This window comes from Streptomyces sp. NPDC000941 (assembly GCF_053599555.1).
The window spans coordinates 1-20,409 of record NZ_JBSFMM010000200.1 but is presented as its reverse complement, the minus strand read 5'-3'; the positions used below and the strand labels follow the sequence as shown (position 1 = coordinate 20,409).

General features: G+C 72.4%; 21 protein-coding genes. 6 read left to right on the top strand and 15 right to left on the bottom strand.

The window, feature by feature from the left end; genetic code table 11:
• Positions 1-59: 59 nt before the first annotated feature.
• The 4 genes from ACWDSL_RS41530 to ACWDSL_RS41515 all read right to left on the bottom strand — a co-directional run bounded on the left by ACWDSL_RS41530 (position 60) and on the right by ACWDSL_RS41515 (position 3,189).
• The gene (locus ACWDSL_RS41530) at positions 60-965 is read right to left on the bottom strand and encodes a hypothetical protein (RefSeq protein ID WP_450493351.1); all 906 of its coding nucleotides are present in this window, start codon (positions 963-965) and stop codon (positions 60-62) included.
• Positions 966-1,213: 248 nt separating this feature from the next.
• On the bottom strand, positions 1,214-2,008 hold the full coding sequence (locus ACWDSL_RS41525; RefSeq protein ID WP_089508589.1) for a DUF3710 domain-containing protein: 795 nt from the start codon (positions 2,006-2,008) through the stop codon (positions 1,214-1,216).
• Position 2,009: 1 nt separating this feature from the next.
• Entirely contained in the window at positions 2,010-2,537 is a 528-nt protein-coding gene (gene dut / locus ACWDSL_RS41520; protein ID WP_450493349.1) for a dUTP diphosphatase, read from the bottom strand.
• Between the two features lie 73 nt (positions 2,538-2,610).
• Entirely contained in the window at positions 2,611-3,189 is a 579-nt protein-coding gene (locus ACWDSL_RS41515; RefSeq protein WP_450493348.1) for a PaaI family thioesterase, read from the bottom strand.
• A gap of 59 nt (positions 3,190-3,248) precedes the next feature.
• Here ACWDSL_RS41515 and ACWDSL_RS41510 point away from each other — a divergent pair, with 59 nt between their 5' ends.
• On the top strand, positions 3,249-3,695 hold the full coding sequence (locus tag ACWDSL_RS41510) for a DUF3093 domain-containing protein (RefSeq protein ID WP_450493347.1): 447 nt from the start codon (positions 3,249-3,251) through the stop codon (positions 3,693-3,695).
• A gap of 27 nt (positions 3,696-3,722) precedes the next feature.
• Here the strand turns inward: ACWDSL_RS41510 and ACWDSL_RS41505 are convergent, their stop codons facing one another.
• From ACWDSL_RS41505 to ACWDSL_RS41490, 4 genes are all read right to left on the bottom strand, one after another.
• Positions 3,723-4,433 carry a hypothetical protein gene (locus ACWDSL_RS41505; protein WP_450493345.1) on the bottom strand — a complete coding sequence of 237 codons (711 nt, stop codon included), beginning with the start codon at positions 4,431-4,433 and terminating at the stop codon, positions 3,723-3,725.
• A 14-nt stretch (positions 4,434-4,447) separates the two neighbouring features.
• Entirely contained in the window at positions 4,448-4,750 is a 303-nt protein-coding gene (locus tag ACWDSL_RS41500; RefSeq protein WP_014175864.1) for a DUF4193 domain-containing protein, read from the bottom strand.
• 466 nt (positions 4,751-5,216) lie between these two features.
• Positions 5,217-6,461, bottom strand: coding sequence for a sensor histidine kinase (locus ACWDSL_RS41495; protein WP_450493343.1), 1,245 nt, complete (start codon positions 6,459-6,461; stop codon positions 5,217-5,219).
• Positions 6,462-6,467: 6 nt separating this feature from the next.
• The gene (locus ACWDSL_RS41490; RefSeq protein ID WP_089508583.1) at positions 6,468-7,121 is read right to left on the bottom strand and encodes a response regulator transcription factor; all 654 of its coding nucleotides are present in this window, start codon (positions 7,119-7,121) and stop codon (positions 6,468-6,470) included.
• A gap of 268 nt (positions 7,122-7,389) precedes the next feature.
• Between ACWDSL_RS41490 and ACWDSL_RS41485 the strand changes: the two genes are divergently transcribed.
• Positions 7,390-7,617, top strand: a complete 228-nt coding sequence (locus ACWDSL_RS41485) for a hypothetical protein (RefSeq protein WP_450493353.1) — start codon at positions 7,390-7,392, stop codon at positions 7,615-7,617.
• Between the two features lie 146 nt (positions 7,618-7,763).
• Here the strand turns inward: ACWDSL_RS41485 and ACWDSL_RS41480 are convergent, their stop codons facing one another.
• Both ACWDSL_RS41480 and ACWDSL_RS41475 read right to left on the bottom strand, forming a co-directional pair.
• Entirely contained in the window at positions 7,764-8,582 is an 819-nt protein-coding gene (locus tag ACWDSL_RS41480; protein WP_450493341.1) for an inositol monophosphatase family protein, read from the bottom strand.
• A 120-nt stretch (positions 8,583-8,702) separates the two neighbouring features.
• On the bottom strand, positions 8,703-9,866 hold the full coding sequence (locus ACWDSL_RS41475) for a ferrochelatase (protein WP_450493339.1): 1,164 nt from the start codon (positions 9,864-9,866) through the stop codon (positions 8,703-8,705).
• A gap of 182 nt (positions 9,867-10,048) precedes the next feature.
• Between ACWDSL_RS41475 and ACWDSL_RS41470 the strand changes: the two genes are divergently transcribed.
• From ACWDSL_RS41470 to sepH, 3 genes are all read left to right on the top strand, one after another.
• Positions 10,049-11,314 (top strand): MFS transporter, encoded by a 1,266-nt coding sequence (locus ACWDSL_RS41470; protein ID WP_450493337.1) that lies wholly within the window; start codon positions 10,049-10,051, stop codon positions 11,312-11,314.
• Positions 11,283-12,593: a D-arabinono-1,4-lactone oxidase gene (locus ACWDSL_RS41465; RefSeq protein ID WP_450493335.1), complete on the top strand. Its 1,311-nt coding sequence runs from the start codon at positions 11,283-11,285 to the stop codon at positions 12,591-12,593. The genes ACWDSL_RS41470 and ACWDSL_RS41465 overlap by 32 nt, the downstream gene beginning before the upstream one ends.
• Before the next feature lie 510 nt (positions 12,594-13,103).
• On the top strand, positions 13,104-14,192 hold the full coding sequence (gene sepH / locus ACWDSL_RS41460) for a septation protein SepH (RefSeq protein WP_450493333.1): 1,089 nt from the start codon (positions 13,104-13,106) through the stop codon (positions 14,190-14,192).
• 204 nt (positions 14,193-14,396) lie between these two features.
• Here the strand turns inward: sepH and ACWDSL_RS41455 are convergent, their stop codons facing one another.
• Complete coding sequence (locus tag ACWDSL_RS41455) at positions 14,397-15,233, bottom strand: sulfurtransferase (RefSeq protein ID WP_450493331.1); 837 nt, start codon at positions 15,231-15,233, stop codon at positions 14,397-14,399.
• 276 nt (positions 15,234-15,509) lie between these two features.
• On the opposite strand from ACWDSL_RS41455, the gene ACWDSL_RS41450 reads away from it, so the two are divergent.
• Positions 15,510-16,307, top strand: a complete 798-nt coding sequence (locus ACWDSL_RS41450; protein ID WP_450493329.1) for a VOC family protein — start codon at positions 15,510-15,512, stop codon at positions 16,305-16,307.
• Between the two features lie 40 nt (positions 16,308-16,347).
• On the opposite strand, the gene ACWDSL_RS41445 is transcribed toward ACWDSL_RS41450, so the two are convergent.
• The 4 genes from ACWDSL_RS41445 to ACWDSL_RS41430 form a co-directional block, all read right to left on the bottom strand.
• Complete coding sequence (locus ACWDSL_RS41445; protein ID WP_450493327.1) at positions 16,348-17,049, bottom strand: thymidine kinase; 702 nt, start codon at positions 17,047-17,049, stop codon at positions 16,348-16,350.
• Between the two features lie 58 nt (positions 17,050-17,107).
• On the bottom strand, positions 17,108-18,346 hold the full coding sequence (locus tag ACWDSL_RS41440) for an alkaline phosphatase family protein (RefSeq protein WP_450493325.1): 1,239 nt from the start codon (positions 18,344-18,346) through the stop codon (positions 17,108-17,110).
• Positions 18,346-18,942 (bottom strand): DUF5998 family protein, encoded by a 597-nt coding sequence (locus ACWDSL_RS41435; protein ID WP_089508574.1) that lies wholly within the window; start codon positions 18,940-18,942, stop codon positions 18,346-18,348. Before ACWDSL_RS41435 ends, ACWDSL_RS41440 begins: the two co-directional genes overlap by 1 nt.
• A gap of 59 nt (positions 18,943-19,001) precedes the next feature.
• A partial coding sequence (locus ACWDSL_RS41430; RefSeq protein ID WP_450493323.1) for an acetate--CoA ligase family protein occupies positions 19,002-20,409 on the bottom strand: 1,408 nt, incomplete at its 5' end.

Here is a 20,409-nt window from a genome sequence, read left to right as displayed (position 1 = left end):
CGAGGGAAGGAGTGCGGCTCACCGGCGCCGCTGGCGTCAGGCTTTGCCGACGACCTGGATCAGCCGGATGCCAGCGAGCAGCCCGCCAGGGCGTCAAGACCAGAGGGGGCGGTCGCACCCTGGCGGGAGATCGAGATGCGGATGCGGTCGATGGTGGAGGTGCGCTTGTCCTTCAGCGGGCCGAGGATCGCGTTCTGGACGAAGTTCGGGCCACCCTGGCCCACGGACGAGGCCAGCCGCTTGTTGGCCTCGTCGATCTGCGTCTGGAGCAGCGCGATATTGCGGTCCACCTCCGCCTGGGCTGCGGCGGGCACCGCGCCGACCTTCGAGGCGACTTCCGGGCAGCTGATCGACTGCCCGGTCCCGGTCCCGGTGCCGGCCCCGGCGTCCGAGCCCGCGCCGTCCTCCGCCCCGGAACCCGGATCCGTGGGCTCGGCTGTGCCCGGAGCGGTCGCGGGGGGCTCCGCCGCGCCGCCTGAGCCCGCGTCGGAGCCCTGTCCGGCGCCGCCCTGCCCGGCGCCCGCGTCACCGCCCAGGGAGCACTCGGCGAGCGCGTCGAGGCCCTGTGGCTTCTCGGCCTGGCGGCCGATGGAGATCGCGATCCGGTCCAGGGTGGACTTCCGCTTGTCCGCCAGCGGGCCGAGGATCGCGTTTTGGACGAAGTTCGGGCCACCCTCGCCCGCGGACGAGACCAGCCGCTTGTTGGCCTCGTCGATCTGCGTCTGGAGCAGTGCCAGGTTGCGGTCCACTTCCGCCTTGGCCTTGGCGGGGATCTCGGGCAGGGAGCCCGTCACATCGGGGCAGCTGATGGTGGACGCCGCTTTGGTGCTCGCATCGCTGCCCGATCCCGAGCCGTCCTGCCCGGCCATGGCGGCTCCCACCGCGACAGCCGCGCAGGTAACACCGCCGATGGCACCGAAAACCAGGACGCGCCGACGGTGCAGTAACGGAAGGCCACGGGACATCTGATCACCTCGTGAGGTCACAAACAGCAACGGTCTACTGGTGGCGCCCCGTCCTGCCCCTGCTCCGGGTCGCACAAGGTCTCGCGCCCATCAGTACGGGCCGGGTGACAGCTGTGTTCAATGTGCCTCAAGAAAAAATCCGCCCGTGCGAAGCCACCCCGGGAAGAAAGCCCGAGGGGCCCGGGAGACTGGCTCCCGGGCCCCTCGGACTCGGCCGGCGACAGCGCCGGCGCGCGGCGCGCGTGCGCTCAGCGCACCTCGCTGATCTCCGGCCCGCGCTGCAGCCGGTCGGCGCCGCCCGCGAACCGCGAGCCCTGCGCCTCCTCCTGCTGCACCCCGTCGGGCACCATCTGCGCATCGTCCGGCAGCTTGAGGACGATCGGGTCGCGCGGGGCCATCGGGCCCTCGCCGCGCACCACGACCGTGTCCCGGAAGATCGCTTCCAGCAGGCTGCCGGTCTCGGGCTGCACCGCGCCCTGCCCGGAGATCACCCCGCGCAGGAACCAGCGCGGCCCGTCCACGCCGACGAAGCGGACCACCTGCACGCCGTTCTTGCCGTCCGGTAGCTGCACCGGCACTTGGGCGCGCAGCTCCCAGCCGAGCGGGCCCTCGACCTCGTCGACGACCCCGCCCTGCTGGGTGATGCCGGTGGCGATCTCGTCGCGCACCTCGCCCCAGATGCCTTCCTTCTTGGGCGCTGCGAACCCCTGGAGCTGGACGGCGCTGTCCCGCAGCACCACGGTCGCGGCGACGATCGCGTCACCCGCGACCTCCACCCTCAGCTCCATGCCCTCGACACCTGGCACGAACAGGCCGCCCAGGTCCACTCGGCCCTCGCCGGGCTGACGCACCTCGGACACGTCCCACGGCCCTTCGGGGCGCGGCGCCGGGGGCAGGCTCACCCGCTCGGCGGCAGCGTCCTCCTCGGGGTCCGCGGCAGCACCCGCGTCCTCGGCGTCTTCGCCGTTCTCGGCCAACTCCTCGGAGGCCACGTCGAGCGGCTCGACGTCCTCCTTGCTGCGCTTGCGGCGACGTCCGAACACGTCATCGTCCTTCCCGGTCGGAACCGACCGAAGCGTACCTATTCCCACCCGTTGCCCTGCCCGTTGAACCGTCCACCGCGGCATGACCGCCGGTGGACCCGAAGCCCCCGTCGGCCCGCGCCGACCCGGGAAGCTCCACCACCTCGTGGAAGCGCACCTTCTCGACCTGCTGGACGATCAGTTGGGCGACCCGGTCGTAGCGCTCGAACCGCACACTCTCGCGTGGATCCAGGTTGACCACGATCACCTTGATTTCTCCACGGTACCCGGCATCGATGGTCCCGGGCGCATTCACCATGGCGACCCCACAGCGGGCGGCGAGTCCGGACCTCGGATGCACGAAGGCGGCATACCCGTCCGGGAGCGCGATAGACACTCCGGTCGGCAGTACCGCGCGCTCACCGGGGGCGAGCTCGGCCGCCTCGGTGGTGACGAGGTCGGCGCCGGCGTCGCCGGGATGGGCGTACGCCGGGATCGGCACCTCGGGGTGCACCCGGCGGATCAACACATCTACGGGCGTCACAGTCACGCCTTCCCCTTTGCCTGTCCCTTTGACTTCGCCTGTGCTCGGTTGTCCGGCTGTTGCTCCGGCCGCCGAGCGCTCACGGATTCACCTCGAACGCGCGCGCGACCTTGACCTGGTCCGGATCGGCGAGCGCCGCGTCGATCTCCTCCGAGCGGCCGTTCTTGATGAAGTGGTCGACCTTGACCTCTATGAAGAGCGCGTCGGCCCGCACCGCGACCGGGCCGTCCGGGCCGCCCATCCGGCCGGTGGCCGTGCAGTAGATCTTGCGCCCGTACACCGCCGTCACCCGGGCGTCCAGGTGCAGCGCGGTGCCCACGGGCACGGGCCGGAGGAAGTCCGTCTCCAGCCGTCCGGTCACCGCGATGACCCGCTGGAGCCAGTTGAGCGCCCCCAGCGCCTCGTCCAGCGCCGCGGTCAGCACCCCGCCGTGGGCCAGGCCCGGCGCGCCCTGGTGGCCGGTGCGCACGGTGAACTCGGCCGTGACGCTCACGCCGTCGCCCGCCCGGGGTTCGAGGCCGAGACCGTGCTCCTGGCCGCAGCCGAAGCACGCCTCGTAGTGCGCGCCGAGGACGCCCCCGGGCGCGGGGGCGTCGGGGTGCCGTACGGGTTCCCTGGCGCCGTCCGGCGGCTTCAACGCGGTCGTTGCTCCACTCACATCGGCTGACCTTACCCGCGCGGGAAGCGCCGGTCGGCGGCCATGCCAAGCTTGGGACCATGCAGCCTTACGAAGAACGCCTGACCGCACCCCGTTCATGGTGGTTCATCGCATTTCTGGTCGGGGTCGCGGGAGCGCTGATCATGCTGCCGTTCGGCACGCTGCCGATGCTCGGCGGTCTGATCGGCGGGGCGGCGGCCGCCGCGGTCGTGGTGAGCGCCTACGGTGCGGTGCGGGTCCGGGTGGTGGCGGGCTCGCTGGTCGCCGGTGAGGCGAAGATCCCGGTGTCGGCGCTGGGGACGGCCGAGGTGCTGGACCGCGACGAGGCGGCCGCCTGGCGCACCTACAAGGCCGATCCGCGGGCGTTCATGCTGCTGCGCAGCTACATCCCGACCGCGCTGCGGGTGGAGGTCACCGATCCGCAGGACCCGACGCCGTACGTCTACGTCTCGACCCGCGACCCCGAGGCCCTGTCCGCCGCTCTCTCGGCCGTACGGGCCCAGTAGCCGCCCGGCCCCCACCGGCTCGGTGGATCAGGCCTCCAGCGGCGGAAGCGCGCCCCAGGGCACCTGCCGGGCGCGCAGATCCTTGCGGATCTTCCGGGCGAGCTTCTTGGTGTCGCGCCGGTTCATCGCGGCGCCCACGGTGGCGCCGATCATGAAGGGCGCGAGGTTCGGCAGATTGCGGAAGCTGCGCTTGAGGACCTGCTGGCGCAGCTCACGCTTCGCTTGAACGCCGAGCGCGGCGTTCACACTCGCCGGGACGGCGGCGGCGTCGATACCGCGCTCCTCGGCCCACGACCCGAGATAGGCGATGGCGCGCTGCCGGCCGGTGCCGGGCGCGCGCACCCCGTAGACCTCATGGAGCTCGGCGATGAGCTTGATCTCTATCGAGGCGACGCCGATGATCTCGGCGGCCAGCTCGGTGGGCATGGCGGGCGGGGCCGGCAGCATCGCCGCGGCGCCAACGCCCGCGCCCACGGTGGAGGTGCCGTTTGCGGCACCGGCCACCAGTTTGTCCGCGATCTCTTCCGGGCCGAGCCCGGGGAACTGCTTGCGCAGCGCGGCGAGGTCGCGGACCGGAATCCGCGGAGCGTTCGCGACGATCCGATCGGCGACCGCGTAGACCCCCGATCTAGCGCGCTCGCCTCCCTTACGGGCACCTCGACCGACAGCGGCCGCGAGCGAGGCCAGGCGGCCTCGCTCGACGTGCGCCCCGGTCACGTCGCCGTGCTCCGCATCCACGCCGGACCCGCGGCTTACGCCGCGCAGTCGCGGCAGATCGGCTGGCCGTTCTTGGTCTCGTTGGCCAGCTGACTGCGGTGGTGCACAAGGAAGCAGCTCATGCACGTGAACTCGTCGGCCTGGCGGGGCAGGACCCGAACGGACAGCTCCTCGTTGGAGAGGTCCGCGCCGGGCAGCTCCAAACCCTCGGCCTGTTCGAACTCATCCACGTCGACCGTCGACGCGGACTTGTCGTTCCGCCGAGCCTTCAGCTCCTCAATGCTGTCCTCGTTGACATCGTCGTCGGTCTTGCGTGGGGTGTCGTAATCCGTTGCCATGTCGCTCTCCCCCTCTGGGTGTCTGCGGTGTCTCCAGCGCACGTAACGCGTGAGAGGCCGGACTTGTGCCCGACCCGAGGCGGAGATTTTGCCTCACATCAAGGTCTGTTACTCAATCGACACCCAACCGCACCCCTGAAGAGGTGATCGGCTTGGATGGCGATCGGGACCGTACACGGTCCGAATGTCGCACTCACATGCGCCCTCACGTGTACTTCCCGTGATCACGGCCTCCGGAAACCCGGACTTTCCCGGCTTTCCACCAGTCGTGACGATCACACAGAGTATATGGCTTGAAATTCGCCCATGTGATCGATCACACAGGATACAGGCGGGGGTCGGATCGCCAAAATTCCTCCCAAAGCGAACAACGTCACAGCTGCGTCCTGGAACTTCTCCTCGGCCTCAACCGGCTCTCAGCCGGTCTTCAACCAGGGGTGCCTTCAGCCCGGCGCCCCAGCCAATATCAGACCGGGAGCACGACCCGCATCACCAGGCCGCCGCCGTCCCTCGGCTCGGCGGTGATCCGACCGCCGTGCGCGCGGGCCACGGAGCGGGCGATCGACAGGCCGAGCCCGACGCCCTTGTCGCTGCCCGTGCGCTCGGTGCGCAGCCTGCGGAAGGGCTCGAAGATATTGTCCAGCTCGTACGCGGGGACCACCGGCCCGGTATTCGCCACCACCAGCACCGCCTGTCCCGCCCCCTCCTGCACCTCCGTGGTCACCTCGACCCAACCGCCCTGAGGGATGTTGTACCGCACCGCGTTCTGGATGAGGTTCAGCGCGATCCGCTCCAGCAGCACGCCATTGCCCTGGACCACCGCGGACTGCCGCACCCCGCGCACCGCCACGCCCTTGTCCTGCGCCTCCGTACGGACCTGCTCCAGCGCCTGGGAGGCGACCTCGGCGAGGTCCACGGGCTTGCGGTCGACGATCTCGTTGTCGCTGCGGGCGAGCAGCAAAAGACCCTCCACCAGCTGCTCGCTGCGCTCGTTGGTGGCCAGCAGCGTCTTGCCGAGCTGGGTCAGGTCGGGGGACGCCTGCGGATCGGAGAGCTGCACCTCCAGCAGGGTCCGGTTGATCGCCAGCGGGGTGCGCAGCTCATGCGAGGCGTTGGCCACGAACCGCTGCTGGGCGGTGAACGCGCGGTCCAGGCGCTCCAGCATCTCGTCGAAGGTGTCGGCCAGCTCCTTCAGCTCGTCGTCCGGGCCGTCCAGCTTGATCCGCCGGGACAGGTCCGAACCTGCCACCTGGCGCGCGGTGCGGGTGATCCGGCCGAGCGGCGAGAGCACCCGCCCTGCCATGGCGTAGCCGAACGCGAAGGCCACCACGGCCAGGCCGAGCAGCGCCAGCAGCGACCGGCGCAGCAGGGCGTCGAGGGCGAGGGCGCGCTGGTGGTTCATGCAATTCGCCACCGCCTGGTTGAACAGCGTGGAGCTGGACTGGCTGGGCAGCTCACAGGTGCGGTCGGTGAGGCTGTAGTCCATCTTGACGATCTGGAACGGGAGCTTGCTGCTCCCCTGGAGGACGTCCGCCGCCAGCAGATAGATGATCGTCAGCAGCACCACGCCGGCGATCAGGAACATCCCGCCGTACAGCAGGGTCAGCCGTATCCGGATCGTCGGCCGCAGCCAGGGACGCGGGCTCACCGCCGGCCGCGGGTCCCAGTTGGGCTTGGGTGGTGCGGTGGGCGGAATCGGGGTCGTGGCCATGCCCGATCAGATCCGGTAGCCGGAGCCGGGCACCGTGACGATCACCGCGGGCTCGCCGAGCTTGCGGCGCAGCGTCATGACGGTGACCCGGACCACGTTGGTGAACGGGTCGGTGTTCTCGTCCCACGCCTTCTCCAGCAGCTGCTCGGCGGAGACGACGGCGCCCTCGCTGCGCATCAGCACCTCGAGCACCGCGAACTCCTTGGGCGCCAGCTGGACCTCCCGGCCGTCCCGGAAGACCTCACGGCGGTTGGGGTCCAGCTTGATCCCGGAGCGCTCCAGCACCGGCGGCAGGGCGACCGTGGTGCGGCGGCCGAGCGCCCGTACGCGGGCGATCAGCTCGCTGAAGGCGAAGGGCTTGGGCAGATAGTCGTCCGCGCCGATCTCCAGCCCCTCGACGCGGTCGCTGACGTCGCCGGAGGCGGTCAGCATCAGCACCCGGGTGGGCATGCCGAGCTCGACGAGCTTGCGGCACACATCGTCGCCGTGGACCAGCGGAAGGTCCCGGTCGAGGACGACAACGTCGTAGTCGTTGACCGCGATACGCTCCAAGGCGGCGGCCCCGTCGTACACGACGTCGACGGCCATGGCCTCCCGGCGCAGTCCGGTGGCCACCGCATCGGCGAGCAGCTGCTCGTCCTCGACGACGAGTACACGCACGTTCGTGGGTCCTTCCCTTGGGTGCCTTACGGGCGTCATGGAGCGCCCGGCGGGCTCGATCCGGCCGGGCTCGGTCGGCGCCCGGCGCCTCCATCCTGCCTCGAAGGCTCATAAACCGGCGGTAAGGGGGATCCGGAAGGGTCTGCTCAAGATTCTTTTTGTGCGGAGGTTTCCCCTCACGGAGCGATGGGGAGGACGACTGCAACCCCGATCACGCCCTGTATGTGGCATCCCACAAGCATCTCTGTCATCAGCAGGGACCACGCACGTGATCGCCCCGCCCCGGCACACCCCCGTGCCACCGACCCACGACGAGGGGGCGCACATGGACGCGTTCACCGCAGGAATTCTGCAGCGTATAGAGACCACCCAGTCCGATCTCACCCGCGCCCGTGAGACGGGCGACGACTACCTTGCCGATGTCGAGCTGTCGGAGCTCGAAGACCTGCGTCGGCTTGCCGCCGAGCACGGCGTGGAGGTCAGCGCGATCGCCTGACGGCGATCCCCCGGCACCCGCGCTCAGCAACTCCGCGACGCCCCGGCTGCCCTTGCGGCACCGGGGCGTCGTGCTGCGTTCAGACCGCGTTCAACGGGTCTGACGCCCGTACGGCAGGGCGTACGGGCGTACGGGCGGTCGCAGGGTCAGTCGTGCCAGGCGCCCAGGTCCTCCAGGAGCCCCTGCAGCGGCTCGAAGAGGCCGGGGGGCGCGGCGATGATGAGCTCGCCCGAGGCCGCGATCCCCGGCCGCCCGCCGGTCAGCGCGCCCGCCTCGCGGGCTATCAGCGCACCGGCCGCGTAGTCCCACGGGTTCAGCCCGCGCTCGTAGTAGCCGTTGAGCCGGCCGCACGCCACATCGCACAGATCGATGGCCGCCGACCCGCCGCGCCGGATGTCGCGCACCTTGGGCACCAGGGCGCGGACCACCTCGGCCTGGCCGATGCGCCGCTCGGTGCGGTAGCCGAAGCCGGTGCCCACGAGCGCCTGATCCAGCACGGGCGCGGGACGGCAGCGCACCCGCTCCCCCCGCTCCCGCCCCTCGGCTACGAGGTACGCACCGCCGCCGAGCACCGCGTGATACGTCTCGCGGCGCATCGGGGCCGTCACCACACCCACGACCGCCTCGCCGTCCCGCTCGGCGGCGATGCTCACCGCCCAGGCCGGCAGGCCGTAGAGGTAGTTGACCGTGCCGTCGAGCGGGTCGACGACCCAGCGCACCCCGCTGCTGCCCTCGGTGCTCGCGCCCTCCTCCCCCAGCACGCCGTCGTCGGGGCGGCGGTCGGAGAGGAAGTCCGTGATCAGCTTCTCGGCGGCCAGGTCCATCTCGGTGACCACGTCGATGGGGCTGGTCTTGGTGGCGGCCACGCCGAGGTCGGCCGGGCGGCCGTCACGGAGCAGGTCTCCCGCCCGGCGGGCGGCCTCCAGGGCGACGTCGAGGAGTTCGGTCGTGAGCGGGTCGGTCATCGTGCTCCTTAAAGGCATGCGGACGGTCGGAAGAGCATGCGAGCGGACGGCACTGTGTCCCCCGCTCAATCTTGGAGCTCGCCATGACATTGGCGGGCCGGGGGCGGTGCGGTGGTGCGCTCAGTCCTCGCCCGCGGCGGCGGGCCGCGGCGCCCGGGCCGGGCAGCAGCCCGCCGGGCAGAGGTCGTGGCTCGGGCCGAGCGCGCCCAGCGCGCAGCGCGTCGGCGCGGCCGCCTCCCGGCCGGCGGCGAAGCGCTCGGCGGCCGCGCGCTCCAGGACCAGATCGCGCACCGCGGCCGCGAAGCGCGGGTCCGCGCCCACCGTCGAGGCGCGCGCGACCGGCAGCCCCAGCTCCTCGGCCTTGGCCGCCGCCTCCGTGTCGAGGTCGTACTTGACCTCCATGTGGTCCGAGACGAAGCCGATCGGGACCATCACGGCGGCGGGGGCGCCCGCGCCGTGCAGCTCCTCCAGGTGGTCGCAGATGTCCGGCTCCAGCCACGGGATGTGCGGGGCGCCGCTGCGCGACTGGTAGACGAGGCGCCAGGGGTGCTCCACGCCGGTCTCCTCGCGCACCGCGTCGGCGATCAGCCGGGCCACGTCCAGGTGCTGGGCGACATACGCGCCGCCGTCCCCATGGCCCTGGGGCGGGCCGGAGGTGTCGGCGGCGGCGGTCGGGATGGAGTGCGTGGTGAAGGCGAGGTGCGCCCCGGCTCGTACGGCCCCGGGCAGCTCGGCGAGCGCGGCGAGCGTCGCGTCGACCATGGGCCGGACGAAGCCGGGATGGTTGAAGTAGTGCCGCAGCTTGTCGACGCGCGGCGGCTCCAGCCCCCCCGTCTCGAGTGTCTCGAGCGCGGCCAGCGCGTCGGCAAGGTTCTCGCGGTACTGGCGGCAGCCGGAGTACGAGGCGTACGCGCTGGTGGCCAGCACCAGCACGCGGCGGCGGCCGTCGGCGGCCATCTCGCGCAGGGTGTCGGTCAGATAGGGCGCCCAGTTGCGGTTGCCCCAGTAGACCGGCAGGTCGAGGCCGTGCTCGGCGAAGTCCTTGCGCAGCGCCTGCAGCAGCTCACGGTTCTGCTCGTTGATCGGGCTGACGCCGCCGAAGAGGAAGTAGTGCCGGCCCACCTCCTTCAGCCGCTCCCGGGGGATGCCGCGGCCGCGCGTCACGTTCTCCAGGAACGGCACCACGTCCTCGGGGCCCTCCGGGCCGCCGAAGGAGAGCAGCAGCAGGGCGTCGTACGGAGCGGAAGATCGAGCGGGGAATGGCTGGGGTGGCTGTTCCGGCATGTCCCCGATCCTGCCACCCGGCGCTGACGGGCGGGAAATAGACCTGCGCGGCCCTGTGGATGACCGTAATCTGTCTCGGCGCCTACGTTCCTTACCGGATTGACCGCTTAGCCGCTCACCTGCTCATCACCCCTGTCACGCCTGGCACCCCCGCCAGGACTTGCCCACCGCGGAGCCCTCCCTTGCCCAGCCCCGGCCCCTATCGCGCGATATTCGCCGCCCCCGGCACCAAAGGCTTCGCCGCCGCGGGGTTCCCCGGCCGGCTGACGATTTCGATGACCGCCATCGGCGTGGTCACGATGATCTCCGAGCTCACCGGCCGGTACGGACTGGCGGGCGCGGTGTCGGCCGCGCTCTCGATCTCCTCGGCGGCGCTGGGCCCTCAGGTCTCCCGGCTGGTGGACCGGCACGGCCAGCGGCGGGTGCTGCGCCCGGCCAGCCTCGTCGCGCTCGCCGCCGTCGCGGGGCTGCTGCTGAGCGCGCATCTGCGCTGGCCGGACTGGACGCTGTTCGCGTTCGCCGCGGCGGCCGGATGCGTGCCGAGCATCGGGGCGATGGTGCGGGCCCGCTGGGCGGCGATCTACCGTGACACGCCGGACCGGCTGCATGCCGCGTACGCCTTCGAGTCCGTCGTCGACGAGGTCTGCTTCATCGTCGGCCCGATCCTGTCCGTCGGTCTTTCCACCGCCTGGTTCCCGGAGGCGGGCCCGCTGCTGGCCGGCTGCTTCCTGGCGGTCGGGGTGCTGGCGCTGACCGCGCAGCGCGCCACCGAGCCCGTACCGCATCCGCGCGAGCACCACACCGGCGGCTCGGCGCTGCGCTCGGCCGGACTCATGGTGCTGATGACCGCCTTCGCCGCCGTGGGCGCGCTCTTCGGGGCGATCGACGTGGTGACGGTGGCGTTCGCCGATGAGCAGGGCAACAAGGCCGCGGCGAGCGTCGTACTCGCCGTCTACGCGGCGGGCTCCTGCCTGGCGGGCGCGGTCTTCGGACTGCTGCGTCCGAAGGGTTCGGCCCCCCGCAGGTGGCTGCTGGGTGTCTGTGCGATCGCCGTGAGTATGATCCCCCTCCAACTGGTCGGGAACCTTTCGTTTCTGGCCGTGGCGCTCTTCGTCGCGGGCCTGGCCGTCGCACCGACGATGGTCACCACCATGGCCCTGGTCGAACAGCTCGTGCCACGCGCGAAACTGACCGAGGGCATGACCTGGGTGAGCACCGGGCTCTCGGTCGGGGTGGCGCTCGGCTCGTCGGCCGCCGGATGGGTGGTCGACGCCGCCGGAGCGCGCGCGGGGTACGCGGTGCCGGCTGTGGCCGGGGCGTTCGCGGCGGCGGTGGCGTTCCTCGGGTACCGCCGGCTGCGGCCGGCGCCACAGCGGGAGGGGTCGGGCGCGGATGGCCGTAAAGACCGTAAGGACCATGAGGACCAGCCGGAACGGCGTGTGGCGTAACTGGGCGGGCAATGTGATCGCCCGGCCGGCCCGGAGCATCGCCCCCTCGTCGACCGCGGAGCTGGCCGAGGTGGTGCGCCAGGCGGCCGAGGAGGGCCTGCGGGTCAAGGCGGTGGGCACGGGCCACTCCTTCACCGCCGCGGCCGCCACGGACGGGCTGCTGATACGCCCCGAGCGACTGGCCGGGATCCGGGAGATCGACCGGGAGGCGGGAACGGTGACCGTCGCGGCCGGCACCCCGCTGTGGCAGCTCAACCACACCCTGGCGGCGCACGGCCTGTCGCTGACCAATATGGGCGACATCATGGAGCAGACGGTGGCCGGGGCCACCGCCACCGGCACCCACGGGACGGGCCGGGCAAGCGCGTCGATCGCCGCTCAGATCAGAGGTCTGGAGCTGGTGACGGCGGACGGCTCGGTGCTGCGCTGCTCGGCCGAGGAGAATCCGGAGATCTTCTCCGCCGCCCGGATCGGGCTCGGCGCGCTGGGCGTGGTGAGCGCGATCACCTTCGCCGTGGAGCCGGAGTTCCTGCTCACCGCGCACGAGGAACCCATGCCCTTCGACCGGGTCATGGCGGATTTCGACCAACTTGTCGCGGAGAACGAACATTTCGAGTTCTACTGGTTCCCGCATACCGGCAGCTGCAACACCAAGCGCAATAACCGCACCGACGGGCCCGCCGCCCCGCTGGGCCGGGTGAACGGCTGGGTCGACGACGAGCTGCTGTCCAACGGCATCTTCCAGGTGGCCTGTTCGGTGGGGCGGGCGGTCCCCGCCACCATCCCCGGCATCGCCAAGATCTCCAGCCGCGCGCTGTCGGCCCGCACGTACACGGACATCCCTTACAAAGTCTTCACCAGTCCGCGCCGGGTCCGCTTCGTCGAGATGGAGTACGCGGTGCCGCGCGAGGCCGCGGTCACGGTGCTGCGCGAACTCAAGGCGACCGTGGAGCGCTCGGGGCTCAGAGTCAGCTTCCCGGTGGAGGTGCGCACCGCACCGGCCGACGACATCCCGCTGTCCACCGCCTCGGGCCGGGACACCGCCTACATCGCGGTGCACCTGTACCGGGGCACCCCGCACCGGGCGTACTTCACGGCGACCGAGCAGATCATGACCGCGCACGGCGGGCGCCCGCACTGGGGCAAGCTGCACAGCCGCGACGCCGCATATCTGGCGGGGGCCTATCCGCGGTTCGGGGAGTTCACCGCCATCCGCGACCGGCTGGACCCGGAGCGGCTGTTCGGCAACGACTATCTGCGGCGGGTCCTGGGCGACTGACGCGCCCCGCCCTCACCCCCGCTCCCGGCGCCTACTCCGACCCCATCCACCCCTGCCCGCACATTCGTTCCCACCCGTGAAGAGAAGCGGACAATATCGAAGGAGATCGTTCCGTTTCTGTCGATCATGTGAAACTTGCCACCCACATCACGCCCCACGCCGCCCAGTTCATGGTCCACAGGCCCCCCACGGCGAGAACTTGACTGGCGCGCCGCTCCACCTGAGCGGCCCGAATGGAGTACTGTTGCGGTCCCTGGCCCCGCTTTCCCGTCCGGCCGCCCGGACCCAACGGGAGGGGTCAAAAGGCGGCAACTCAACCGGCGGCGCCGCGACATGACATGGGGATCGCTGCCCCGAGCGACGGCGCCGTCGCTTTTGGCTGCAAACAGGTCACCGTGTCATAACGGCGGATCGGGGCACAGGCCCGACACGCCGGGCAACTCGGCAAAGTTGTGGCAGGCTGCACCCGGGCACGCCACACTCGTCTAGCGGGAGAGCAGCGACGCAACCGTGACGTCGGCAGGCACCACCCGGGAGGTCCCCATGCCCGAACTGCGTGTCGTGGCCGTCAGCAACGACGGCACACGGCTGGTGCTCAAGGCTGCGGACAGCACGGAGTACACACTTCCCATCGACGAGCGTCTGCGCGCCGCAGTGCGCAATGACCGCGCTCGGCTCGGCCAGATCGAGATCGAGGTCGAGAGCCATCTGCGGCCGCGCGACATCCAGGCCCGTATACGCGCCGGCGCCTCGGCCGAAGAGGTCGCGCAGATGGCGGGCATCCCCGTCGACCGCGTGCGCCGCTTCGAGGGTCCGGTGCTCGCGGAGCGCGCCTTCATGGCCGAGCGCGCCCGCAAAACACCCGTGCGCCGCCCCGGTGAGAACGCCGGGCCTCAGCTCGGCGAAGCCGTCGCGGAGCGGCTGCTGCTGCGCGGCGCGGAGAAGGACACCGCGCAGTGGGACTCCTGGCGGCGGGACGACGGCACCTGGGAGGTGCTGCTGGTCTACCGCGTTGCCGGAGAGCCGCACTCGGCCAGCTGGACCTACGACCCGCCCCGGCGGCTCGTCCAGGCCGTGGACGACGAGGCCCGGGCGCTGATCGGCGAGGCCGACGACACCCCGGAGCCGAGCTTCCCGTTCGTACCGCGGATCGCCCGGCTGCCGCGTGACCGGGACCGTGATCGAGAGCGCGACCGGCCGGGCTCGTATGAGCGCGGCGACGGCGAGTCCGACGCCACGGCGGCGTCCGCCTCGATGGAGGACGGCCTCGGCGGCGAGCGGGACTCGCTCACCAGCCTGCTGGAAGCCGTGCCGAACTTCCGGGGCGACATGATCGTGCCGGACGCGCCCAGCCCGGCCTCCCCGGCGGACGAGCCCGTCGAGGAGCCCGAGCCCGTCGAGCCCCCGGCCCCGGCGGCCAGCGCCGGCTCGGCGTACGCGGACGTCCTGATGCCCCGTTCGGTCGCCGGCCACCGCGATCGGCTGACCGGCACCACGGACCGTCAGGCGGAGGCGGACGGCGTGCGTCCGGGCCGCCGGGCGGCGGTGCCGAGCTGGGACGAGATCGTCTTCGGCACCCGCCGCAAGAAACAGGAGTAGCAGCGGCACTTTCACGCCGTCCGGGCCTCGCCGTCGTACGCCGACGGCGAGGCCCCCCTTTTTTGACTCGGTTCGCCTCCGGGGCGCTACAGCCCCTGTCGACGGTCGACCGTGCTCGCCCCCTCGTACCTCGGGGCCTGCGCGCGCTCTCCCTTTCGACAGCGGCCGCGCCCCTTCGGCTCACTCGCCGGACGTGTGTGCCCCTCAGCCTCGGTCGGGGCCGGTGGCCACCGGGCGGGCGGGGTCGGCGGACCACTCGCTCCAGGAGCCGACGTACAGGGCCGCCGGAACGCCCGCGACCGCCAGCGCCAGCACCTGGTGAGCGGCCGAGACGCCCGAGCCGCAGTAGACCCCCACCTCGGCCTCCTCGGTGGCACCGAGCCCGGCGAAGCGCTCGGCCAGCCGGTCGGCGGGCAGGAACCGGCCCTCGGGGGTGACGTTCTCCATCGTCGGCGCCGAGACCGCCCCCGGGATATGCCCGGCCACGGGGTCGATCGGCTCCACCTCGCCCCGGTACCGCTCGGCGGCCCGCGCGTCCAGCAGCAGTCCGCGCCGGGCGAGCGCCGCCGCGCCGTCCGCGTCCAGCAGCGGGAGGGCGCCGGGCCGGGGCTCGAAGTCGCCCTCGGGCGGGGCGGTGGTCTCGGTGCTCAGCGGGCCGTCGTGCTCGGTCCAGGCGGCCAGGCCGCCGTCGAGGACGCGTACGGACGGGTGGCCCGCCCAGCGCAGCAGCCACCAGGCGCGCGCCGCCGCCCACCCCTGTCCGCCGTCGTACGCCACCACGCGCCGGTCCGCACGGACTCCCGCTCGGCGCATCGCGGCGGCGAAGATGGACAGGTCCGGCAGCGGGTGGCGGCCGGCCGCGCCCGCGGGGCCCGCGAGTTCGGCCTCCAGGTCGACGTAGACCGCACCGGGGAGGTGCCCGGCCTCATAGACGGGACGGCCGGGCGGGCCGCCCAGCTGGTAGCGGACGTCCAGGAGGAGCGGCGGTTGCTCCCCCGCCAGCTCGTCCATGAGATCGGATGCGGTGATGATGGCATTCATGGGCACCATCTTTGCGTAGATACGTCTGCGACGATTGGCCCACTCGATCACCCTCCGTACAGATGACGGACACCTCGCGGCCATGGCCTGGAAACGGATGCGGGGCTCGAAAGCGGGCATTGTCCTGGCAGGAGCCGCGAATTGCGGCGCGGCCAGGGCGCGCGTTGCGACAGGGGGTGCGAATATCTGTCGGGCGCCACCCCCATCACCGCCCCGCGCACCAGCGGGCCGGCCGGAGCCGCACGGACACCACAACGGTCCGAGGAGAGAGTGACGATGACCGAGGCAGCGACTCGGCACACGCCGGGCACGCCTTGCTGGACGAGCCTGATGGTGCACAGCCTGGCCGCGACGCAGGAGTTCTACCACGCCTTGTTCGGCTGGGAGTTCACCCCGGGGCCTGAGCACCTGGGCGCGTACGTACGCGCGCGGATCGGCGACCGGCCGGTCGCGGGTCTTGGCGAACTGCCTCCGGAGCGCCACCTCCCGGTCGCCTGGACGACGTATCTGGCCTCCGACGACGCCGACGAGACGGCGGAGCTGATCCGCGCCTGCGGCGGCACCGTGGCCGTGGGCCCGCTGGACGCGGGCGAGGCGGGCCGGATGGCCCTCGCGGCCGACCCGCAGGGCGCGGCCTTCGGCGTATGGCAGGCGCGCGAGCACCTGGGCGCCGAGGAGATCGGGGCGCCGGGCTCCCCGGTCTGGCACGAGCTGATGACCCGGGACTCCTCGGCCGTCGGCAAGTTCTACGACATGGTCTTCGGCTGCCACAGCGAGCCCTGGACTGCGGACGGCCCCGGCCCGGCCCCCGAGCCCGGGTCCGATGCGCTGACCCTGCGGGTGGCGGGGCGGCCGGTGGCCGCGATCCACGGCATGGGCGGCGCCCTGCCGCGCGACCGGGGCCCGCACTGGCGGACGTACTTCGCGGTGGCCGACGTGGACAAGGCGGTGCGCCAGGTGACCGAGCTGGGCGGCTATGTCGTCCTGCCGCCCCAGGACGGCGCGGCGGGGCATACGGCCACCGTCACGGACCCGGAGGGGGCGGCCTTCGCCCTGGTCGGGACGGACGGCTGACGGGCGGCTGAGAGGCCGCTGAGGGGCGGCTGAAGGTTGTCTAGGGGGCGGTCCGGGGCGTCGGGGCGTTGTGTGGCACGGGGGCCGGGGCCGCCGCCGGGTCGACGGGGAGCACATCCGGCGACAGCGTGGCGGCGCGGGCGGCCGCGGCCGTCATACGGCGCCGGTGGTGGCGCCGGCACAGCACCTCGTAACCCACCTCGGCCCCGGGCTGGTTGACGTCGCCGACGACGACCTGGGCGCCCTCGACGACCATCTCGCCGCCGACGGTACGGGCGTTGTGCGTGGCGCGGGCTCCGCACCAGCACAACGCCTCGACCTGCAGCACCTCGATCCGGTCCGCGAGCTCGACCAGCCGCTGGGAGCCGGGGAAGAGCTTGCTGCGGAAGTCGGTGGTGATGCCGAAGGCGAAGACGTCGAGCCCGAGGTCGTCCACGACGCGGGCGAGCTGGTCGATCTGGGACGGGGCGAGGAACTGCGCCTCGTCCACGATCACATAGTCGGCGCGGCCCCCGGCCGTGAGGATCCCGACCACATGGGCGTAGAAGTCGAGGTCGTCCCCCGCTTCGACGGCCTCGGTGACCAGCCCCAGACGCGAGGAGAGCTTGCCCCGGCCCGCCCGGTCGTCTCGGGTGTAGATCATGCCCTGAAGGCCGCGCGTCGAGCGGTTGTGCTCGATCTGCAGAGCGAGGGTGCTCTTTCCGCAGTCCATGGTTCCGGAGAAGAACACCAGCTCGGGCATGGGGTGGCGAAGCCTTTCGTACGGTCGGGACGGGCGGGTCGGAGTGGAGCGGGACGGCTCAGGAGCGTACTTCGAGCAGCGGGACAAGCTGCTCGACGGGGGTCATCGAGCCGTGCAGCCCCACCATCGCCGACTCCTTCGGCTCGGTCCGCGACGCGACGATCGCGACATCCGCGCTGGCGGCGGCCACCACATCGCCGATCCGCCGGTACACCCGCTCGTCCACGCCGCCGCCGTGCTCCGGCCGCCCGAACCAGCCCGCCTCGATGGCCTCGTCACGGCTCGCCACCCACATCTGCTCGCCGAGCACCTCGCGCCACACCGCCAGCACATCGCCCGCCGCGCCGGGGACCGCGTACACATGGCGGGCGCGGCCCTCGCCGCCCAACAGGGCGACTCCGGCCCGCAGCTCCCAGTCCTCGTCGAAGTCGATCCGCGACTCCGGGTCGAAGGGGACGTCGATCATGCCGTGGTCGGCGGTCACGTAGAGGGCGGCGCGGGGCGGCAGTTGCTCGGCGAGGCGCTGGACGAGCCCGTCCACATAGCGCAGCTGGGCGCGCCACTCGGCGGAGTCGACGCCGAAGCGGTGCCCCTTGCCGTCGACTTCGCTGTAGTACGTGTAGACGAGCGAACGGTCGCCCGCGGCCAACCGCTCGGCCGCGAGATCCATCCGCTCCTCGCCGGAGAGCCGGCCGAGGAAGGTGCCGCCGCTCAGCGCGATCTTGGTGAGCGGGGTCTCGGCGAAGGTCGGCGCGGACACCTGGCAGGTGTGCACGCCCGCGGCGGCGGCCAGTTGGAAGACGGTGGGGTACGGCTGCCAGGCGTGCGGATCCGTCCACGGCTGCCAGCGCAGCTGGTTCATCAGCTGCCCGGTGGCGGGGTCGGCCACCGTATAGCCGGGCAGGCCGTGGGCGCCGGGCGGCAGGCCCGTGCCGACGGAGGCCAGCGAGGTCGCGGTGGTGGAGGGGAAGCCCGCGGTGATCGGCGCCCCGGTGCCGCCCAGCGAGCCGGGCAGCAACGAGGTCAGAAAGGGCGCTTCGGCGGGGTGGGCACGCAGCAGCTCCCAGCCGAGGCCGTCGATCAGGAACACGCATACGCGGTCGGCGGGCGCGAGGGCAAGACCCGGAGACAGCGCCGGCAGGCCCGGGACGCCCTGGCCCGCGGCGACGGCGGGCAGCAGATCGGCGAGCGAACCCGTGCCGTAGCGCGGCACGGGGGCGGAGCGCGGGTCGAGCGGCTGGGGCTCGGGCTCCTGCCAGGGGGATGCGGTGGCGGAGCCCGCGACGGAGTCGGACATCAGCGGCCTGTGTCCGGCGTTTCCGCGGTGGCTTCCGAGAGCGACTGGGCGAAGGCGAGGGTCTGCCGGACGCTGTCGGGGCCGTCTCCCGCCTCGCTGACCCGCAGGCTCAGATCGTCGGCGGTGGAGGACCCGGTGTAGCCGTGGTCGGCCTCGCAGTTGGGGTCGCCGCAGGCGGCGGGCTCGAGGTCGAGGCGGTTGACCGCGCCCCAGCCGATGGTGAGGACCACCTCGCGGGGCAGCGTGCCGGGGGTGTACGACTCGGGGTTGGCCACGACCCGGCTCAGCACGACCGAGGAGATCCGGTGCAGCTTCACGGACTCGGTGGAGGTGGTGGCGTACGGCGACGGGGAGGTGCCGTCGGCGGCCTGCTCGTCGGTGTGGCTGACGATGAAGCGGGTGCCGGTCAGGACGAGGACCGTGACATGGCGGCGGACCTCGTTGGAGTCGAAGGTGGTCTCCTGATGGACCAGATACGAGACGACCGGCTCACCACCCACGGCGGCCTCCACCGCTTCGGCAACGAGTGCCGGGTAATAGCCACTGCGCTCGATCGCCGCGCGCAGCCCCTGGGTCGTCGTACCGGTCTTCGCCATGTGCCCATCCTACGGGGCCGCACCGACACCGGCGCCCATGCCGGCCATGGCCGCGGACGTCAGTAGCTGGGCAGGTGGCGGGGGCCGAGGTCGGTGCGCGGGGGCGGCGGCGCCAGCCGGACGGCCGCACCGAGCACGGACAGGCCGTGCGGGGCGACGACGACCGGTTCGAGGTCGACGGAGACCACCTCGGGATGGTCGTCCACCATGCGGGACACCCGCAGCAGTAGTTCTTCGAGCGCCGCGGTGTCGACTGGTCTTGAGCCGCGCCAGCCGAACAGGAGGGGTGCGGTCCGGATGGATCTGATCAGCTCGGCGGCGTCCCGGTCGGTGGCCGGGACGAGCCGGTGGGCGGTGTCTCCGAGCAGTTCGGAGGGGGCTCCGGCGAGCCCGAAGGAGAGCACCGCCCCGGCGGCGGGATCGATGGCGGCCCGTACGACGGTGTCGACGCCGCGCGGGGCCATCCGCTGCACGACGAGCCGCAGCTCTTCGGGGGCGCCGAGGTAGTCGGTCAACTCGGCGTAGGCGCGTCGGAGTTCCGCCTCGCCGCCGATGTCGAGGCGCACTCCGCCCAGGTCGGCGCGGTGGCGCAGATGGGGGGCGGTGGTCTTGAGCGCGACGGGGAAGCCGAGCCTGGCCGCGGCCCGTACGGCGGCGTCGGCGTCGGGTGCAGGGAACGCGGGCAGCACGCTGACGCCGTAGCGGGCGAGGAGGCGCTGGGCGTCGGGGGCGGAGAGGGTGACGGTGTACGGGGCGTGGGCGTCCGCCGACGCCTCGGGCGGCGCGGCGGCGGCCTGGGGACGGGGGGCGCCGTCGGCCGGGGCGGCTTGTGGCAGGGGCTTGTCGGCCGGGGAGCCGTGGGCCGGGAGGGCGTAGGGCGGGGGTTCCCCGGGCGGGGCGGCTTCGGCGAGGGCTTCCTCGGCCGAGGCGGTGTCGAGGAGGGCGCCCTCAGCAGGGGCACCTTCGGCCGCCGCGGCTTCGGTCGGCATGGCGTCCGTCGGCGCACCCTCGGCCGGGGCCTCCTCGGCCAAGGCGGCGCCGACGAGGGCGCCCGCAGCAAGGGCACCCTCGGTCGCTACGCCTTCGGTCGCTACGCCTTCGGTCGGCGCGGCGTCCGTCGGCGCGAGCAGTACGTCGATGTCGGCCGCGGCGCCCGCCTCGTCGATGTCCTCGTACTCGGGGACCCGGCCCGGCTCCACGGCCTGGCGCCGCCAGCGCGCGTACCCCTCGGCCTCGGCGAGGGCCCGTACGGCGCGCTCCGCGGCCGGGTAGGCGGGGATCCGCGGGGCCGGGAAGGGCGCCTCCCCGTCCTCGTCCCCAGCGCCGGCCCCTGGGGTGTCCCAGGGCTCGGCCAGAGCCTCGGCGAGCCCTGGGATCTGCACCACCGACAGCGTCACCAGCACCGTCGGCGGCGCCGCCAAGACCGCCGGGGACACGCTGCCGACCGACGGCGTCAAGGACGTGACC

Coding starts and splice junctions, on each gene's coding strand:
- ACWDSL_RS41530 (WP_450493351.1), bottom strand. CDS start 965: ATGTCCCGTGGCCTTCCGTTACTGCACCGTCGGCGCGTCCTGGTTTTC.
- ACWDSL_RS41510 (WP_450493347.1), top strand. CDS start 3,249: ATGCAGCCTTACGAAGAACGCCTGACCGCACCCCGTTCATGGTGGTTC.
- ACWDSL_RS41500 (WP_014175864.1), bottom strand. CDS start 4,750: ATGGCAACGGATTACGACACCCCACGCAAGACCGACGACGATGTCAAC.
- ACWDSL_RS41495 (WP_450493343.1), bottom strand. CDS start 6,461: ATGGCCACGACCCCGATTCCGCCCACCGCACCACCCAAGCCCAACTGG.
- ACWDSL_RS41480 (WP_450493341.1), bottom strand. CDS start 8,582: ATGACCGACCCGCTCACGACCGAACTCCTCGACGTCGCCCTGGAGGCC.
- ACWDSL_RS41475 (WP_450493339.1), bottom strand. CDS start 9,866: ATGCCGGAACAGCCACCCCAGCCATTCCCCGCTCGATCTTCCGCTCCG.
- ACWDSL_RS41465 (WP_450493335.1), top strand. CDS start 11,283: ATGAGGACCAGCCGGAACGGCGTGTGGCGTAACTGGGCGGGCAATGTG.
- ACWDSL_RS41455 (WP_450493331.1), bottom strand. CDS start 15,233: ATGAATGCCATCATCACCGCATCCGATCTCATGGACGAGCTGGCGGGG.
- ACWDSL_RS41450 (WP_450493329.1), top strand. CDS start 15,510: ATGACCGAGGCAGCGACTCGGCACACGCCGGGCACGCCTTGCTGGACG.
- ACWDSL_RS41445 (WP_450493327.1), bottom strand. CDS start 17,049: ATGCCCGAGCTGGTGTTCTTCTCCGGAACCATGGACTGCGGAAAGAGC.
- ACWDSL_RS41440 (WP_450493325.1), bottom strand. CDS start 18,346: ATGTCCGACTCCGTCGCGGGCTCCGCCACCGCATCCCCCTGGCAGGAG.
- ACWDSL_RS41435 (WP_089508574.1), bottom strand. CDS start 18,942: ATGGCGAAGACCGGTACGACGACCCAGGGGCTGCGCGCGGCGATCGAG.